General features: G+C 43.8%; 14 protein-coding genes. All 14 read right to left on the reverse strand.

The features are described from left to right. Positions 1-362: 362 nt before the first annotated feature. The 14 genes from AB4307_RS13090 to rsxA all read right to left on the reverse strand — a co-directional run bounded on the left by AB4307_RS13090 (position 363) and on the right by rsxA (position 16,973). Positions 363-1,379, reverse strand: a complete 1,017-nt coding sequence (locus AB4307_RS13090; protein ID WP_136973529.1) for an IS110 family RNA-guided transposase — start codon at positions 1,377-1,379, stop codon at positions 363-365. Between the two features lie 83 nt (positions 1,380-1,462). After that, complete coding sequence (locus tag AB4307_RS13095; protein WP_136973530.1) at positions 1,463-3,628, reverse strand: AAA family ATPase; 2,166 nt, start codon at positions 3,626-3,628, stop codon at positions 1,463-1,465. Further along, positions 3,625-4,062 carry a VPA1267 family protein gene (locus AB4307_RS13100; protein WP_045062732.1) on the reverse strand — a complete coding sequence of 146 codons (438 nt, stop codon included), beginning with the start codon at positions 4,060-4,062 and terminating at the stop codon, positions 3,625-3,627. Before AB4307_RS13100 ends, AB4307_RS13095 begins: the two co-directional genes overlap by 4 nt. A 49-nt stretch (positions 4,063-4,111) precedes the next feature. Beyond that, on the reverse strand, positions 4,112-4,531 hold the full coding sequence (locus AB4307_RS13105) for a hypothetical protein (protein ID WP_064354197.1): 420 nt from the start codon (positions 4,529-4,531) through the stop codon (positions 4,112-4,114). Positions 4,532-4,541: 10 nt separating this feature from the next. After that, positions 4,542-6,863: a hypothetical protein gene (locus AB4307_RS13110; RefSeq protein WP_136973531.1), complete on the reverse strand. Its 2,322-nt coding sequence runs from the start codon at positions 6,861-6,863 to the stop codon at positions 4,542-4,544. After that, positions 6,860-8,512: a hypothetical protein gene (locus tag AB4307_RS13115; protein WP_136973532.1), complete on the reverse strand. Its 1,653-nt coding sequence runs from the start codon at positions 8,510-8,512 to the stop codon at positions 6,860-6,862. The genes AB4307_RS13110 and AB4307_RS13115 overlap by 4 nt, the downstream gene beginning before the upstream one ends. Further along, positions 8,502-9,827 carry a site-specific integrase gene (locus tag AB4307_RS13120; RefSeq protein ID WP_136973533.1) on the reverse strand — a complete coding sequence of 442 codons (1,326 nt, stop codon included), beginning with the start codon at positions 9,825-9,827 and terminating at the stop codon, positions 8,502-8,504. The genes AB4307_RS13115 and AB4307_RS13120 overlap by 11 nt, the downstream gene beginning before the upstream one ends. A gap of 107 nt (positions 9,828-9,934) precedes the next feature. Then, entirely contained in the window at positions 9,935-10,588 is a 654-nt protein-coding gene (nth, locus tag AB4307_RS13125) for an endonuclease III (RefSeq protein WP_136973534.1), read from the reverse strand. Between the two features lie 164 nt (positions 10,589-10,752). After that, positions 10,753-11,445: an electron transport complex subunit E gene (rsxE, locus tag AB4307_RS13130; RefSeq protein WP_012603531.1), complete on the reverse strand. Its 693-nt coding sequence runs from the start codon at positions 11,443-11,445 to the stop codon at positions 10,753-10,755. Then, positions 11,445-12,074: an electron transport complex subunit RsxG gene (rsxG, locus tag AB4307_RS13135; protein WP_012603532.1), complete on the reverse strand. Its 630-nt coding sequence runs from the start codon at positions 12,072-12,074 to the stop codon at positions 11,445-11,447. The genes rsxE and rsxG overlap by 1 nt, the downstream gene beginning before the upstream one ends. 13 nt (positions 12,075-12,087) lie before the next feature. Beyond that, positions 12,088-13,134 carry an electron transport complex subunit RsxD gene (gene rsxD, locus AB4307_RS13140; protein WP_372132043.1) on the reverse strand — a complete coding sequence of 349 codons (1,047 nt, stop codon included), beginning with the start codon at positions 13,132-13,134 and terminating at the stop codon, positions 12,088-12,090. Beyond that, the gene (rsxC, locus tag AB4307_RS13145; protein WP_372132045.1) at positions 13,134-15,791 is read right to left on the reverse strand and encodes an electron transport complex subunit RsxC; all 2,658 of its coding nucleotides are present in this window, start codon (positions 15,789-15,791) and stop codon (positions 13,134-13,136) included. The genes rsxD and rsxC overlap by 1 nt, the downstream gene beginning before the upstream one ends. A 7-nt stretch (positions 15,792-15,798) precedes the next feature. Beyond that, on the reverse strand, positions 15,799-16,392 hold the full coding sequence (gene rsxB, locus AB4307_RS13150) for an electron transport complex subunit RsxB (RefSeq protein ID WP_004734040.1): 594 nt from the start codon (positions 16,390-16,392) through the stop codon (positions 15,799-15,801). A gap of 2 nt (positions 16,393-16,394) precedes the next feature. Continuing rightward, positions 16,395-16,973 carry an electron transport complex subunit RsxA gene (gene rsxA / locus AB4307_RS13155; protein ID WP_004734039.1) on the reverse strand — a complete coding sequence of 193 codons (579 nt, stop codon included), beginning with the start codon at positions 16,971-16,973 and terminating at the stop codon, positions 16,395-16,397. Between the last annotated feature and the right edge of the window lie 137 nt (positions 16,974-17,110).

The raw sequence follows: 17,110 nt of genomic DNA on the forward strand, positions 1-17,110 counted from the left end.
AACTCAACCAGTAACATTATACCTTCTTCATACATGCGTCCCCATAAACACATTACCGACAGTACCAAAAGTAAGTCAATTGTGTCTCATATGAGTTAAATAGATAGCCGGCACAAGCAAAGTTTGGGGCAAATGTATGGTACGCCCCGTTTTGCAAGTGAATAAGCAAAATAACAGAGTTGGTTTGCGCTAATGTATTCAGAGTCTACTTGAGACTTACATTAGCCCCAGCTCTACGATGAGATCCGCGCCAGATTGTCCTCATAAGCGAGAAAGCATTTTTAATGCTGTTTTGCCCCTCAGGTCTTCAATCTGGTGGTCTAACCGTTTTGTCATCTTGATTTATCATATGCAAATTTTGGTTATACTTTTGATTCAAACGCCTTGTGAGAGTTCATCACTGACCATGCTATGCGAGCCAATTTATTGGCCAATGCAACAACAGCAACGTTGAATGGTTTTCTACACTTCAAATCAATAAGCCATGATCCGAAGTAATGCTCCGCAGAGCTATCCCTCCACATGACAGCTCTAGCCGCATGAACAAATAATTCTCTCAGTTCTTTGTTTCCTCGCTTCGATATACCCAACAATCGAGGTTTTCCTCCCGTTGTATATTGAAACGGTACTAACCCTATCCATGCTGCAAAGTTTCGCCCATTAGCAAAGTCTTTTGGGTCTCCGACAGAAGACAAGCAACACGAAGCTGTCATAGGCCCTATGCCTGGTATCGTTTGAAGCAAGCGATATAGTTCATTTTCTTTATTGAGTTCGACTAGTTTTTGGTCTTGAACAACAATCTTTTCGTTTAGTTGATTGTAGTAGTCCAATTGGTCACGAAGCTCAAGAATGATCTGTGGTGGGACTATAGCCTCTTTATCTGCTAACCACTGGAACAGCATTTTCATATTGGCATGCCCGCGAGGGAAGCTAATGCCAAACTCTAGCAAGATTGACCCGATTCTATTCATACAGGAGGTTCTTTCGCGAATATATCCTGTTCTGATTCTCCTAATCACAGTACTAATTTGAGCTTGTTCGCTTTTCGGAGAGACAAACCTCATATTAGGTCTCATGGAAGCTTCGGCAATGGCATCAGCATCAATGAAATCGTTCTTGTGGCTCTTAACGTATGGCTTTACATACTGTGCAGGTATTAACTTGACCTTATGAGCATATTCTTGGCATTTTCGAGCCAACCAATGCGCACCACAACACGCTTCCATTGCTATGGTTGTAGATTCTTGCTGTGAGATAAAATGAATGAGCTTAGCTCGGGTCAATTTGTGTCGGAAAACTTCACGGCCAGAGTAGTCGTGGCCAATTAGATGGAAAACAGACTTACCGAGATCTATACCAATAACTTTAATAGCTGACATGATGGCACCTCTAAATGTTCATCGACTATGCTGAGTTTAGCGTAGGTGTGGGGCGTACCATCTAATTAACGAGTTTGAAATTGCTAACTCAACAGTTCTTTCAGGTAGCTATTCCGCTTATGAGAGTGACTAGGTACCTCGGTGATCTGCCTCATGTTATCACTACTTCCAACGATATGAATTTCGCTTTCTGCTCTTGTAATTGCCGTATAGAGCCATGCTCTATCGACTATTCTGCCCTTTTGTAGAGCGATGATGATACGTGGAAACTGTGACCCTTGAGCTTTATGTAGGGTGATTGCGTAACCCAACTCCATGCAATCGAGCACAGATTGTGTAATCTCGACCTTTTCACCTGTATCTAGTGTCACTTCACCGTAACTATCACCAGAAGGTTTAGCGTTGGTTAGTGTGCCAAGTGAGCCGTTCTGAATGCCTTTGTCATAATGGTTCTGCGTGAATAACACGGCATCATTCATGCGAAGTGGTAAAAAGAACTTATCACCATTGATTTCGAACTCAAGGTTAGTGCTATCTGGGTTAACGGCTTGTTGGGTGAGTTTATTGATTTCTGATACGAGTGCCTTGGTTGGAGCCATGACGCGACTATTTTCAGGACACTGTTGGTAAAGCTCACAGCAGACTTTGGCAATGTCTGTTTTACTGGTTTCGTGAAAGTGTATTGCTCCCGTACTTAATCGATCAGGCACCACTCCTTGATTGATGAGCTTTGAGTATTCGGGGATACCCGTTGAACCATCCTGTCTCTTGACGATATCTAACTTCGTATTAGCCACCGTGTTTGCTTCAACGATGTCTGCCAACACCTTGCCGCAGCCGATTGGTGGAAGTTGGTCGGGATCGCCAGTGAATATCAATCGTACAGAGGGGTGAATGTGATTAACAAGACGATACATGGTTGGCAAGTCAATCATGCTTGCCTCATCAACCACTAGTAGGTGATTTGTTTTCTCGACACTGGGTTCTATGGGGTCTTCACGCAGCAATTTGGCAATGGTTGAGGTAACAAAACCGATGGACTCATGAAGTCTCATTGCAGCACGACCGCTGAGCGCAACGGCGTGTATTTCAAATCCAAGTTGATGGTAAGCCCTGAGAGCCGTTCTGAGTACCGTTGTCTTGCCTGTTCCTGCACCGCCCGTAATACAGCTTACCGAATTATCCAGACACGTTGTTACGGCTTCGATTTGCTTAGGAGTTAATTCGTAAGGAAGCTCGCCAGCCGCAGAGCAATACGCAGCATTGGCGTTTTCATCAAACAAGTCATTCCGCTGAACCAGTGTATTTAGCCGTTTGGCAACGACACTTTCCATCAGAAGTTGCGCAGTTGGATGGTAGGTTCCTGTGTCGGGGTTTAAAATGTACTGAGCTTTATTATGACCTGATTGGAACGCCTGAGTGACCAGTGTTTTGTCTTTCAGTAGCCTGTTGAGGTAAGGGCGCACATTGGCATGAGTGGTATAGGTGTGACCTTTTTCAATCTCCTTGCGAATCGCCATTTCCAGAGCAGCGCTGAGCCTTCTAGGGTCATTCTTCGCAACATCGCTCTTAAAATCCGTTACCTTGATAATATCTTCAATGGCACTGAACGAAAGACCAAAACCCATCAAAGCATAAGGATTATCCTTAATTACCTCTATGGAGGCTTCACCGTGATGCTTGAGCAGCCGTTGCTGCACACTGGCGGGGATGTTGTGCTCGCTCATCCAGTTGCAATGTGCCAGATTTTTATATTTGGCGTACCCTTTAAAGAGTGCCTCTACTGAATCTTCGCTCAGAATCGATGTCAGAAGCTTTCTGGACTCTGGGGTGTCATTTCTCAGGGTGATATGGAAATCTTTCCCCAAGAGCTGCCAGAGCGCTCTGGCTTTGCTTTCCCCTATGCCTTTGAAGTCATTTTCTTTAGCAATAAATCGTATCAGTTGCTCACCTGTTTCGGGCAGGGAGCATTCAATATGCTTGGGGGATTCATACGTGTGTTGCTGCATTACATAATCGCCAGTTTCAACAGCTTTAATTTGGCGAGCGCCTTTGACTGACCAATGTTGGCCTAACATGGGTTGAATAGGGATACGATCAGGATCGGCTTTAATGGTGACGTAATACTTACCACTGTTGATTTTGTAAGAGTCCTTCGCCAGCGGTATACCGCTGAATATCACCACCTTGGTCGAGCGATAAGGAATGCTGGTTACGCGCATCTGATCTTCATGTAGGACAGTATTCATCGTGGCATCAACCCCATTTCAGATAGGGTCTCTGATAGCTCCCCAAAGCGCTCAAGTCGTTTTTCCAGCTCTTTTACCTTGGCTTTTAATTCAATGTTTTCAGCCTCTAATGAGGATACTCGTTTTGAGTCGAGTAGCTTGCGGTTAGCGGTATTGTCATAGGCTTTTGGTTTGCCTTCGTTTTTCTTAGCTGAGTTGGTCAAAGGTGGCAGAATGCTTCTATCACGCAGCTCATCTTCTAATGCTTTGAGTGCGTCTTTGAGAGCAGGGTTTTGGTTAAGGGCAGATTTACCGCAGCCGATCCCTTTCGCTACTTCGATGCGATTGAGCTGGCCTCGGTAGATAATTTGTTTAAAATCATCATCGCTTTGTGTTGCTACCCAAACCTTAAATGCCTCAAGATTGTGCTGCGCTTTCTGCTGACCACTTGCCATTTTAAGCCCTCAATTAGATTATAAAATACAAAGAGTTGCATTTAGGTCTTTATTTACTTTCCTCGATACTCCGCATTGCCCTTTGAAAAATAGCCATTACATTTGGATCGCTTTGACCGATATTGACGATTTTTTGAATAAAAGTTTGCAGATAACCGATTTCATCTTTTGCAACTTTTAGTTCGGCTTCTAGCTGAATCACTTTTTCAGCTAGATCAATATCTTTTTGTAGATAGATAAGTAGCTCAGTATTGTCAGTGGAAACAGGTTGCCCTTTGAGTGAGCGCTTTCTATCCTTGTACTCATTTTTTATATTGAGATATTTATCAAGTGTTTGCCGCGTAGTAGTGATCGCAAGGCTAGACTCAATTTTGGTTACCAATAAATCCCAAGTTAGCTTTCCCTCCCAACTTCTAATTAAAGCTTGAATGGAGATTTGTTGATCAGTGTCTAATGATTTAGTTGCCATGTGTACTTTCCTATACTGATCCCAAAAAGCCTAAAAAGTTATTTTTAGCTGAGTCGTTATTCGTTTTGGTTGTTGCCGCAAGAGCCGCTTGAAGAGCTTCTTTCGCATCAGGTAGCGAAAGCTTTCGTTCTGTTACTGTTTTGGTTTCTAAATCTGTAATGCGCATGACACTTGAACGAGTCAAAAAACGAACAATAGCCCCTTCTTTAATGGAGTCGTCTGATAGCACTTCAATAAGACTCTTGAGCATACAAGTATTTTGGTAGTGGGTTTCATACCATTGCTGCATTCCTTCACTGGTTGCAAAGTTAATGGCCTCCTGAACTTGCTTTAGGTTGTGTTTTTGGATTGTTAAATCCTTATTTAGCAGTTCAATCGCATCTTTATCATGCGCAATATGACATGAGGATGAACAGAGTGTGCATTGTGTTTCAAATTCCGTCATGTAAGAGCAAGGGGTTAAAGTTAAATCTTGGGTGCAAAAGCCGACCTCACTGACAAAAGTTGGGCTTAAGTTGTCGGTGGCATCATCGTATTGAGCTTTACTCTGTACGCGTTTGCTAACCTTAACTTGTACTTCTTCCTCGGTTTCTTTTTCATATAAAATATCACTGATAACTGAGGCATTTTGGGCGTCAGTCGTATGAATATAGGTGAGTGTTTGCTCTGGGTTTTTACGACCAGACAGCATCGTTATAAGTAAGTGGGGCAACCCCTTATTGGCTAGGTAGTTATTTTGCCAATGCCTGAAATGGTGGGGGGGGATTGCGAAACCTGTTGAGAAACTATGCCGCTCAAAGATGGTAGCGTAACTATTTTTTCGTTTTTTGATGTTTGAATCAAAATAATTACCTAAAGCTTCGATGGGAACTAACAGAAAGTGAGAGGCTTGTTGAGTTTTTAATTGTTTTTCAGTATAGGTAAATAAAGCCTGCTCATAATTGACACGCTTGGACTTAACTTTATTGTATCCGGACATAGTTTGTTGATTAATTGTAATGTAATGGTTTTGAAATTCTGCAACCGTTATTTCTGCTTGACCATTGAAATATTTACTCAATTGGGATTTGTCGTTGGCAGCAGCGCCAACAAGTAAGGATGCATAAGGACATCGGCTTTTAATTTCTAGTTTATCGTGTGGCAACAGCTTGGTGATGTGTTTGATAAATAAAGGGGATTTTTTACGTTTTGTTGCATCAATAGCCCCTTTGGTATCACACGTAATACGGGCATAGCCGTCACTGTTATCATAAAATCCCAATAAAAAACCAAGATGAATCAGGTTGGTCGGCTTACTGTCATTGGGTTTGAGTGCATCTAGGTTTTTGGCACTTGGCTTAAAATCACCTAACACCTTTTTTAAGCTTAGGTTTGGGTTTTGATAAAATCTTGCTAATGCTCTCGCAGGCTCAGTTACAAGAGCGGTATAATGTAATGCTCGGTCTAGGCTGTCGGCCATTTCAGCATTGATATGATTTTGATAGTCTTTATATCCTTTTGACCCACGCCAATTAAGGTAGTAGACAGTATTAATGTTATTATTAACCACTTCATTATGATCTTTAACTCGTTGTTTGGTTAGTAACACTTGCTCTGCTGCCGCTCGATTAGGGGACGACATCGCAAGTGCTGACATGGTGCAAACATAACTATCGAGTTGACTCGTTGTTGGATGGATGAGTTCAGCCCAAGAATTAGTGTTCTCTTTATTCTTGATGTCTTGATAAGGCGGGATTGCATCATAAAAGATCGCCCCGAGTGCCAATAACGCCTTTTCATCAGGCAGTTTACTGCTTTCAGCCTCGATAGCGTCATCACCTCTTTTGGCTCTTGTTGAGTTTTTCTCCCTGGTTAAGTTCGGAGTTATACTCGCTGGAAGCATCTTATGGGCATTTAGCCATCCCCAAAATGCAGGAAGATTCTGGATATACTTCATTTCATCGATGGTGTTTTGAATCTCATCCATACTGGAAGAAGCGACATTCTCACCAAGTGCAATAAGAAATTTTTTTGCATTAGTGATTTTATCTCTCTTGTAATTGTTAGAAATATTTTCTTTAAGTACATCAAGAGCAAAGGCAAAGAGTAGATGGTGCGTATGTTCATCGAGCTTGTCTTTATCGGAAAAAGTGGAGTTAATATTGGCGTGGGGTTGATTATCGTTATTAAAAAGGAGGTTAATAGGGATGCCTTTGTTGCTGGTAAAGGTAACAGCAATATCCTCCCACGTTGCTTGCTTTCCTGATGGCGTGGTAAAACCAAGTAACGGCAGTTTTTTCTTTTCGGCGATATATGCGTGTTGATTGGTAATGTAACGGTTGATTGTATTCATTTTTCACCTCCAAGCTTAACAGTTTTTTTCTCTTCACAAATGGCTATAGTCGCCTTGATGTAAAGAATGATTTTCTTGAGACGTTTCACTGTGGCAGGGTGTGCTGATTGACTGTTTATCACCAGTTTTCTTTCTGCTTTATCAAGATATTGTTGATGGTTTGCCGTTTCTAGAGGTCTAAAGTTGTCGCAGGGATAACATGCCATAGGCGCACCGCCTTTTGACTGGCAACTGGAGCAGTTAGCAGGATTGAGTTTATGGCCAATTTCTTCATCAAACCTGCTTTTTACTTTGAAATCATCGTGCGTTTGTAACTCTTTTACCGACAGGCTATCAAATCGCTTGATGATATGATTCCCAGCATACGCCTCATCAATTTTTACTCGCTCTGAGGTTTTCAAATCAAGATAGGGGGTAATCGCTTCAATGGTAACGCCTGTTATGGCAGCAAGGTGGGCAGGGCTTAACCCATATTTTGCACCTTGGGTGAGAATGGTGTGTCGCCAGCGATTGTTACCAAGTCGCAAAGAATCGTTTGGACATCTATCGCTGTTTGGCTTGAGTTTGTTTTTGAATAAATGCTGTATATTTGCTCTAAGGTTGTCCGAGCGCATATGGTAGGCTTTTGAGGTATCACTGATGGAGGTAAATAGTTCTGCTTTGGATTCAAAATTAGAGTGAAATAAGCTTTGGTCAGGCAATACAGGTAGGCGTCTTATGAGTTCTTTTGTTTCATCTTCACTTAATGTGATGTATTGCATAGGCAGCGAATGTAAAAGGTAGTTTTCATAAACCTGATAGTAACGCAAAAGCAATCGAGAAAAGTCTGACTCTAGGCGGTGTGAGCGTGATTCCGCATCACCGCGAAATTGTCCATCCTTGCCTTTAAAGGTGCGAACGTGCAATTGCTCAACATCTGAGAACAAGTGTTGAGTAACGGGTTTCCAGTTAAGGTTTGGTTCTTTATGAGATAAAAAGGTTTCGCCTACAGGTAAGACATCACACCATTTAAGTTGCACAAGTTGGGTTGGTCGTCTTATTAGGGCGAGAAGTAACTGACTGGCTATGACATTCCGTAGTGCGGTAAACTTTTGTTGCGATAGTATTTCCCCTTCTAATACTCGCTGCGTTTCAATTCTTAAGCTTTCAAGAATATTGTCGTGCTCAACTTCACTGTAAGCACCAGTTTTTGGGTCAAGAATGCCTTTCATTACACCTTGGCGCTTTAAATTTTCATCTTTAATTGTGTCATATAGTGGTTGGAGAGTATGGCAGGTATAACCATTTCTTGGGTGGCATAGGGCGTATAAGCTATTTCTGACATTTTTCTTGTAAGTATCTAGTGTTAGCCACCATGCCTGAAAATCGTAAATGTCGAGGTGTGCTAAGATACTTTTGAGGCTACTAACGTGACCGTTTAGAGAGAGATAAGCGTAATACTTTGCTGTATGAGCTATTGCTAATTTTAAGTCCAGATAAGTATTAGTATCAATATTTAGTTCATTCAGCCAATTTAGATACAAATAGGATTTATAACCAAGCTCCCACGTATCTGAAAGCACATCAAAAGAGTAACCATCTTCTCTTGCATTGAATATGCGCTGCCCATCGTACTCCTTTTTTAACGTTGCGATATGGTTATGACTCATGACCACCTCCTAACCTCGGAACAGCTTTAGATTGAGTTTTAGCGGAAATATCAGCCACAGTGACCGCCAGTTGATATTCGTTATAGACGGATGCCATTTTCGAGTCTTCAACCCAACCCATTGCATATTTGCGTAAATCTTCAATTTTTTCAGGCGTTAACCCATGCTCTCTCGCCTTATCTTCAAAAACTTCATTCCACTTATGACGAAGTTTGTGAGGGTGGAGCTTGATACCTAATGCCTCACCAAATTTATCTACGATTTTATGAATGGATTTATAAGTGAGAGGCTGCCCTGATGTTGTTCCTTTTTCTGAGATGAACACAAAGTCATGTTCACGGGCGGCTGGGTTTTCTGTTCGCACAGTTTGTATGTAGAGCTTGATAAGCTTCATTAACTCTGAGGAAATAGAAACCGATAGCGCTTTGGTTTTATTCGATGGACGCTCTAACCTTGGATCAGTCGGATCATTGGGAGTTTTGGTCAATAAGAAGCGAGGGTTATCCCAATCGTCAATCAAGTCAGTGACTTTTAGCTTTAAAACAGCACCAACACGAACCCCTGTGTTAATTAGGATTTGCATGATGAGTTGGTTTCTTAATTTGCTGGATTTAAATGGGTTCTCAGGTGAACTCTCTTTGATGATTTCAAGCAAATAAAAAAACTTATCTGAAGGTATTACCGACTCAAATGCATCTTTAACAATGGTGTTATTTTTACGTGTGCCGCTAATAAACGTATTGATGTATAACTTAAACTTGTTGAATTGGTCGTCAACTCTGGCTTGCGTATCAGTTGGTTCTTGATCATAGTGGTGGCAAACGAATAAGTATTCGATATAAGCTCTAAGTCGAATTAAGCGTTGACGTAATGTGTGTGCAGAAACTTGTGGTTGGCTATGTGAAGTTGCATGGATGGCATCTCTTATGCGCTTGTCAGAAATTGCTACAACATTACTTTCATCAATAGTGCCTTCATCAGCATAAAGCTTGCACGTTCTAACAAAATCATCGATCTCTTGCCTTGAAAGAAACTCACCAGAGCTGACACGTTCAACAAGATCGATACCTTGCTCGATAAAATAACAGTATAAAAATTTTAGTTCGTAGGCATATTTTCTTAGTGTATGAAAAGCTGGGGCTTGAGAGCTTGCTTTATTCTTTCCCGCCGAAAGTGGGGAGTTATGGTTACCGTTAAGATAAGCATTAAGGTACAAGCAAACGGGAAATACTCCAGATCTTACAACAAGGGGAAAGCTGTACCCATCGGCATCTTTATAGATTTTTACTGCAACACTTTCACTTAATTCATTCATTACAAAATCATAAATCAGTTACACATAAATCTAACATAGCGACAAATAATGATTTTGTAAAGCAAAAAAAAAGACTCATTTAAGAGCCTTTATAGATTTAAACGTATTTATTTCTTCTTTTTCTTTACGTTTTCTTTTGGTGGAGAGTATTCACAGAGGTCTTCAATGATACAGCTGCCACAGCGTGGTTTACGTGCGACACAGGTGTAACGTCCATGAAGAATGAGCCAATGGTGGACATCCAGTTTGAATTCTTTTGGGATAACTTTAAGTAGTTTTGCTTCGACATCGTCGACGGTTTTACCCATCGCTAGCTTAGTGCGGTTTGATACACGATAGATGTGAGTATCAACGGCAATGGTTGGCCAACCGAATGCGGTATTTAACACTACGTTTGCTGTTTTACGACCGACACCTGGAAGGGCTTCTAATGCAGCGCGATCTTCCGGTACTTCACCATTATGTAGGTCAAGCAGCATACGACACGTTTTGATGGTGTTTTCTGCTTTTGAGTTAAATAGGCCGATGGTCTTGATATACTCTTTTAAGCCATCAACACCTAGGTCGAAAATTGCTTGCGGAGTGTTGGCTAAAGGGTACAGCTTATCCGTCGCCTTGTTCACGCTGACATCGGTTGCTTGTGCAGACAATAGAACGGCAATCAGCAGCTCGAATGGGCTGTTCCAGTTAAGCTCAGTCTCTGGCTTTGGATTGTTTTCTCTTAAACGCTCAAGTATTTCTACTCGTTTTACATTGTTCATAGCGACATTACTTTCAAATAGTTAGGGCATGAAGCTTGGATTGCTTCTGCTTTATCATCGGTTACGCGCTCTTATGAGCGTCATTATTATATGTACTGTTTAGATCTGATTTCCCCCGCTGAGTGGTTGAGCTAACTCAGCGAGGTTTAAGCTAATTTAACTTATTAGGCATTGGTAACGCGAGCGCGTTCAATGACTGGTTTTTCTTGTTTTGGTTGTCTAGATTTTGCTTGGTTATCGATGATATTTTTCAAAGCAATTAAGAAACCAACACCAATGAAGGCACCCGGTGGAAGCAGGGCTAACAAGAAGCTGTTATCAAATTGGAATATCTGGATTCGTAACACCGAAGCCCAGTCACCAAGCAGCAGGTCTGCGCCATCAAATAGGGTCCCGTTACCAATAATCTCACGCATCGCACCTAACACGACCAATACTGATGTCATGCCTAGACCCATCCAGAAACCATCTTGAGCCGCTGGTAGCACTTCATTTTTTGAAGCGAAGGCTTCCGCACGACCAATGATGATGCAGTTGGTTACGATCAGCGGGATGAAGATACCCAAAGAGAGGTAAAGCCCATAGGCGTAAGCGTTCATCAGCAATTGAACACAGGTTACTAGCGAGGCAATGATCATTACGAATACTGGGATACGTACTTCTTTTGGCACATGATTACGAACCAAAGAAACAGAAACGTTTGAGCCGACCAGTACAAGCAAGGTAGCAATGCCTAGCCCAAGTGCGTTAGTGACTGTTGACGATACAGCCAGCAGCGGACATAACCCAAGAAGTTGCACTAGGGCAGGGTTATTGGCCCACATGCCATTTTTGATCAATGTTTTATGGTCACTCATTATTCACCACCACAATTTAGAGGTTGAGCAAGCAATGCTTGGTTGTTTTGGTTAACGTACTGGACCGCTTGTTTGACTGACTTCACGACTGCTCTTGGCGTGATAGTAGCGCCAGTAAACTGGTCAAAATCACCACCGTCTTTACGAACCTTCCAACGGTCAAGATTAGAATCTGTTACTTGCTTACCTGCAAACGAAAGAATCCAATCACTCACACGCAGATCAATCTTATCACCCAAACCTGGAGTTTCTTGGTGAGAAAGCACGCGAGTACCTAAAATAGTACCGTCGATCTTCATTCCAACAATCACTTTAATCGCGCCGTTGTAGCCGTCTGGGGCAATCGCTTCGATCGCAATCGCACTCGGCTCACCATTGATTTTAGCAATGTAAGCCGGCATCGCTTGCTCAGTACCAAGCTCTTCTGCTTGAACCAAAGTACAAGACGAAAACAGCTCGTTGTCGTGCAGATCGTGCGGGATCACTTGATTAAGAACAGACAGTAACTGAGCCTGTTCTTGTTGTTTGATCTGATCTTTGGTCAGGTAGTGAGTTACCGCGACCAAACCCGTCGAAGCACACGCAAAGATCGCGAGTACAAGGCCGTTTTTCTTAATTGCATTTAGCATGATATCCGCTCCCTTAGTGGCCGTATGTACGAGGTTTGGTGTAGTAGTCAATCAGTGGAACACACATGTTGGCTAACAATACAGCAAACGCCACGCCATCAGGGAAACCACCCCAACTGCGGATGATAAATACCAAACCGCCGATCAGAGCACCAAACACCAAGCGACCTTTGACTGTCGTGGATGCTGAAACTGGGTCGGTCGCAATGAAAAATGCGCCTAGCATAGTCGCACCAGACAATAGATGAATGGTCGGTGATGCGGTTTCGCCAGGAGTGAACATCAAGAACACTAAGCTAAATAGGGTCAAGCTGCCCAGAAACGCGACTGGGATATGCCATTGAATCACGCGTTGCTTGATAAGCACCAAGCCACCAATAAGGTAAGCAAGGTTTACCCACTCCCAACCCACGCCAGCTAACCAGCTAAATTGAGGTTGAGACAGAGCTTCAGAAGCGGTGTTGCCTGCCGTTAATGCGGTTTTGAAGGCATCGAGTGGCGTCGCCATTGTGGTGCCATCAATCCCTAAACGAGCTTGTTGTAGAGATAATCCTTCATTATTGAAGCCAGTAAAGATCATCAAGAATGAGTCCACAAAGCTGGTTGCTTCAGCGGTTAAGCTCGCGGGAGCATTCCAACTGGTCATCTGAACTGGGAACGAGATCAGCAAAACAACGTAAGCGACCATCGCTGGGTTAAATGGGTTTTGCCCAAGTCCGCCGTATAGGTGTTTCGCGATGACAATTGCGAAGAACATACCTATCACTAGAATCCACCAGGGAGAGTGTGGAGGAATCGCGACACTAAGTAGCCAAGCGGTGACAACAGCACTGTAATCACGTAGCGCCATCACTGGCGGGCGCTTTCTTAGCAGCATGATTGCTGCTTCAAAGGTAATCGCAAGTGCGATAGCAAATACTAACTGGATGAGCGTACCCCATCCGAAGAAGTAGGTTTGAGCTAGTAGACCTGGCAATGCACAAATAGCGACCCATTTCATCAGATCTGGGGTGCTTCTACGACTGTGTGCGTGCGGTGAGCTGGCGATAAAGAAGGCCACTACTCTTTCTCCTCATTATTCTTTTTATCTAGCTCTTGCTGTGCTTTTCTTGCTTTAGCACGAGCAATAGCAGCAGCAACGGCTGCTTTTTTAGGATCGACGGGTTCTGATTGAGTTTCAGCCTTTACTTCAACTGCAGGTTCAACCACAGATTCAGGCGTTTCTGCTGATTCTTCCTGTTTCGCTTGTTGTGCCTTTCTTGCTTTAGCGCGAGCAATCGCGGCGGCAACTGCAGCTTTCTTAGGATCGACTGACTCTTGTTGAGTTTCAGCTTCAACTTCAATCACTGGCTCAGGCGTTTCTGCCGTTTCGTCTTGCTTAGCTTGTTGAGCTTTCTTGGCTTTAGCGCGAGCGATGGCTGCAGCAACAGCGGCTTTCTTAGGGTCGCCAGAGCTTTCAGCCGGAGCTTCACTTTCGGTTTGAACAGCTGATTCCGCTTGTTGAGCTTTCTTCGCTTTAGCGCGAGCAATGGCCGCAGCGACAGCATCTTTCTTAGCGTCGCCAGTACTTTCAGTCGGAGCATCAGAAGCTGATTCTGCTTGTTGAGCTTTCTTGGCTTTAGCGCGAGCAATAGCTGCAGCAACGGCGTCTTTCTTGCCATCAACTGAGCTTTCTGCCGGAGCTTCAGTAGCTGATTCTGCTTGTTGAGCCTTCTTCGCTTTAGCACGAGCAATAGCTGCAGCGACTGCATCTTTCTTAGCGTCACCTGATTTTTCAGCCGGAGCGTCAGAAGCCGATTCCGCTTGTTGAGCTTTCTTCGCTTTAGCGCGAGCGATGGCTGCAGCGACAGCATCTTTCTTAGCATCGCCAGAGCTTTCAACAGGAGCATCCGAAGCAGATTCCGCTTGCTGTGCTTTCTTCGCTTTAGCGCGAGCAATCGCAGCAGCAACGGCGTCTTTCTTCGTATCGCCTGAGCTTTCTGCAGGAGTATCGGCTGCTGCTTGTTGTGCTTTGCGCTCTCTCGCTTGACGCTTGCGCTCTTCACGCAGTTTAGACATTTCAGAGTTGTCTGGTTCAGCGCCTTCCGCTTTTTGAGCTGCAGCTTGTTTCGCTTTTGCCTTCGCAATAGCGGCAGCAACCGCAGGTTTCACTGCTGGTTCTTCATTCGGAGCCTGATCCGCAGCGGCTTTTTGTGCTTTAACACGAGCAATCGCAGCAGCAATAGCATCATCACCGCCGGATGTTTTCATATCTTTACGGCGGTTATCTGCGGCTTTTTTAAAGCGGTTTTCACGTTCGGCTTTATCACGCTCCATACGAGCGTTCTTCTCTTCAAAACGAATCTTGGCGCGTTCTGCAGCAGCGGCTTCATCTTTTCGAGTTTTGATTTCAGCTTTTGCTTGGCGATAGTACTGAACAAGAGGGATTTCGCTTGGGCAGACAAATGCACATGCACCACATTCAATACAGTCTTTAATATTTAGCTCTTCACACTTATCCAACTCGTTGGCTTTGGCGTGCCATTGCAGTTGTTGAGGAAGTAGAGACGCAGGGCAAGCTTCAGCACATGCGCTGCAACGGATACATTCCATCTCGTAAGTGCTTGGTGAGATCTCACGACGCGTTGGCGCCAAAATACAGTTCGACGTTTTGGTGATTGGCACATTGGCATGCGGCAAGGTAAAGCCCATCATCGGGCCGCCCAAAATTAAACGCGGCAGTTTTTTATCTGCTTTGTAGCCAAACTCTTCAAGTAACTCATGTACTGGTGTGCCTAATAGCGCCCAAACGTTACGAGGTTGCTTAAAGGTTTTACCGGTTAATGTCACAACGCGGTTAACCACAGGTTCGCCGTCAATTACCGCTCGCTTAATCGAGTAAAGAGAGCCGACGTTCTGAACCAAAACACCAATGTCTGCAGGAATGCCGCCAGCTGGAACCTCTTTGTTGGTGAGGATCTTGATAAGTTGCTTCTCACCACCAGAAGGGTATTTGGTTGGGATAACGCGAATGACGATATCTTTGTCTTTCGCTGCAATCTCAAGTGCTTTTATCGCATCTGGTTTGTTGTCTTCAATACCGATAACGGTCAGCTTTGGTTGAAGAATGTGTTCAACCACTTCGATGCCTTTTAATACTTCGTCGGCATGTTCTTGAAGCAACTTGTCATCAGAGGTGATGTAAGGTTCACATTCCGCAGCGTTGACGATCAAAATGTCGGTACGACCTAAGCCTGATTGAAGCTTCTTAGCCGTAGGGAAACCTGCGCCGCCCATGCCTGAAATACCAGCTTGGCGAATCACATCAAGCAGTTCGTCAGAAGTCTTTGTCGAAAAATCTTCAACTGGATTTTTTTCAATCCAAGTGTCTAGGCCATCAGGTTTAATAACCACGCATATTTCGCTCAAGCCTGAAGGGTGAGCGGTAGTTCGCGGTTCGATAGCGGTAATCACACCCGATGTTGGTGCGTGTACTGGCAAAGTAAAACCTGTGTCTAAGGCCGTAAGTTGCTGACCTTTTAACACAGTGTCGCCAGCAGCAACCAATAGGTTCCCCGGCTTACCGATGTGCTGTTTCACAGGAAGAACGATTTCTTCTGGAAGCCTTGCATGGACGATATCAGTAGTATTCGACTGTTTCTTGTTTTCAGCAGGGTGCACGCCACCAGGGAAGTTCCAAATACAGCCCGTGCGAATTTGTTCAATTAAAGAGATCATACTAACCCTATGCTTTAGGCTCTGACGCAGTCGCATCAGTCGCTTGGTTAGTGATATCAGTAACAGGGATGATGTTCATCTGCCATTTCCAATTTTCAGTCGTTGTTGCCACTGGAATCATTTCAATACAGTCAGTAGGGCACGGTGCGACACATAGATCACAACCTGTACATTCATCTTTAATTACTGTGTGCAGTGCCTTGGTGCCACCAACAATGGCGTCAACAGGGCAGGCTTGAATACACTTGGTACAGCCGATACACATATCTTCGTGAATGAAGGCAACGGTTTTTACTTTGTTATCTAAATCATGAGCGGAGTCTTCAACTTCTACGCCCATTAAATCTGCTAGCTTCTCAATGGTTGCTTGGCCGCCCGGAGGACATTTGTTGATCTTGTCTCCGTTAGCGATCGCCTCTGCGTATGGGCGACAGCCAGGGTAGCCACACTGGCCACATTGAGTTTGCGGTAAAATGGTGTCGATTTGATCGACGATAGGATCAGCTTCAACTTTAAAACGGATAGAAGCAAAGCCCAAAATAGCGCCAAAAACAGCGGCTAAAACGGCTAGCGCAATGATCGCAATTAAAATGGTACTCATGTTTATTTCACCAACCCAGTAAAGCCCATGAATGCCAGAGACATTAGGCCTGCTGTGATCATCGCAATCGATGCGCCTTTGAATGGCATTGGAACATCAGCAACCGCAATACGTTCACGCATTGCAGCAAATAAGATCAATACAAGAGAGAAACCCACCGCTGCGCCGAAACCATAGATGATCGACTGAATGAAGTTGTGGTTTTCATTGATGTTCAGAAGTGCCACACCTAATACCGCACAGTTGGTGGTGATAAGAGGCAGAAAGATACCCAGCAGGCGATAAAGAGTCGGGCTGGTTTTGTGAACGACCATTTCCGTAAATTGAACAACCACCGCGATAACCAAGATGAAACTCATGGTACGCAGGTATTCAATACCCAGAGGGGTAAGGATGTAGGTTTCTACTAGGTATGCAGAGACCGACGCTAACGTTAGAACGAAAGTCGTCGCGAGGCCCATGCCAATCGCAGTCTCCAGTTTCTTGGAGACTCCCATAAATGGACATAGTCCTAAAAACTTCACTAGCACAAAGTTATTGACCAGCACTGTGCCAACCAACAACAAAAGGTATTCGGTCATAATGGATTAATTCTTGAGATTCCGATCCCGATATTATCCTGCTTTGCTCACCTAATAACAACCAAGGATCACTAGGGATTTAGACACTTGGTGAAAAAATCAACGGGTAACCGTTTGATTAAGATGGATCAGGTTAA

Origin of the sequence: Vibrio sp. 10N.261.52.C2 (assembly GCF_041471425.1) — a bacterium.
Taxonomy (GTDB): domain Bacteria; phylum Pseudomonadota; class Gammaproteobacteria; order Enterobacterales; family Vibrionaceae; genus Vibrio; species Vibrio crassostreae_C.

Coding starts and splice junctions, on each gene's coding strand:
- AB4307_RS13090 (WP_136973529.1), bottom strand. CDS start 1,379: ATGTCAGCTATTAAAGTTATTGGTATAGATCTCGGTAAGTCTGTTTTC.
- AB4307_RS13095 (WP_136973530.1), bottom strand. CDS start 3,628: ATGAATACTGTCCTACATGAAGATCAGATGCGCGTAACCAGCATTCCT.
- AB4307_RS13100 (WP_045062732.1), bottom strand. CDS start 4,062: ATGGCAAGTGGTCAGCAGAAAGCGCAGCACAATCTTGAGGCATTTAAG.
- AB4307_RS13105 (WP_064354197.1), bottom strand. CDS start 4,531: ATGGCAACTAAATCATTAGACACTGATCAACAAATCTCCATTCAAGCT.
- AB4307_RS13110 (WP_136973531.1), bottom strand. CDS start 6,863: ATGAATACAATCAACCGTTACATTACCAATCAACACGCATATATCGCC.
- AB4307_RS13115 (WP_136973532.1), bottom strand. CDS start 8,512: ATGAGTCATAACCATATCGCAACGTTAAAAAAGGAGTACGATGGGCAG.
- AB4307_RS13120 (WP_136973533.1), bottom strand. CDS start 9,827: ATGAATGAATTAAGTGAAAGTGTTGCAGTAAAAATCTATAAAGATGCC.
- nth (WP_136973534.1), bottom strand. CDS start 10,588: ATGAACAATGTAAAACGAGTAGAAATACTTGAGCGTTTAAGAGAAAAC.
- rsxE (WP_012603531.1), bottom strand. CDS start 11,445: ATGAGTGACCATAAAACATTGATCAAAAATGGCATGTGGGCCAATAAC.
- rsxG (WP_012603532.1), bottom strand. CDS start 12,074: ATGCTAAATGCAATTAAGAAAAACGGCCTTGTACTCGCGATCTTTGCG.
- rsxC (WP_372132045.1), bottom strand. CDS start 15,791: ATGATCTCTTTAATTGAACAAATTCGCACGGGCTGTATTTGGAACTTC.
- rsxB (WP_004734040.1), bottom strand. CDS start 16,392: ATGAGTACCATTTTAATTGCGATCATTGCGCTAGCCGTTTTAGCCGCT.
- rsxA (WP_004734039.1), bottom strand. CDS start 16,973: ATGACCGAATACCTTTTGTTGTTGGTTGGCACAGTGCTGGTCAATAAC.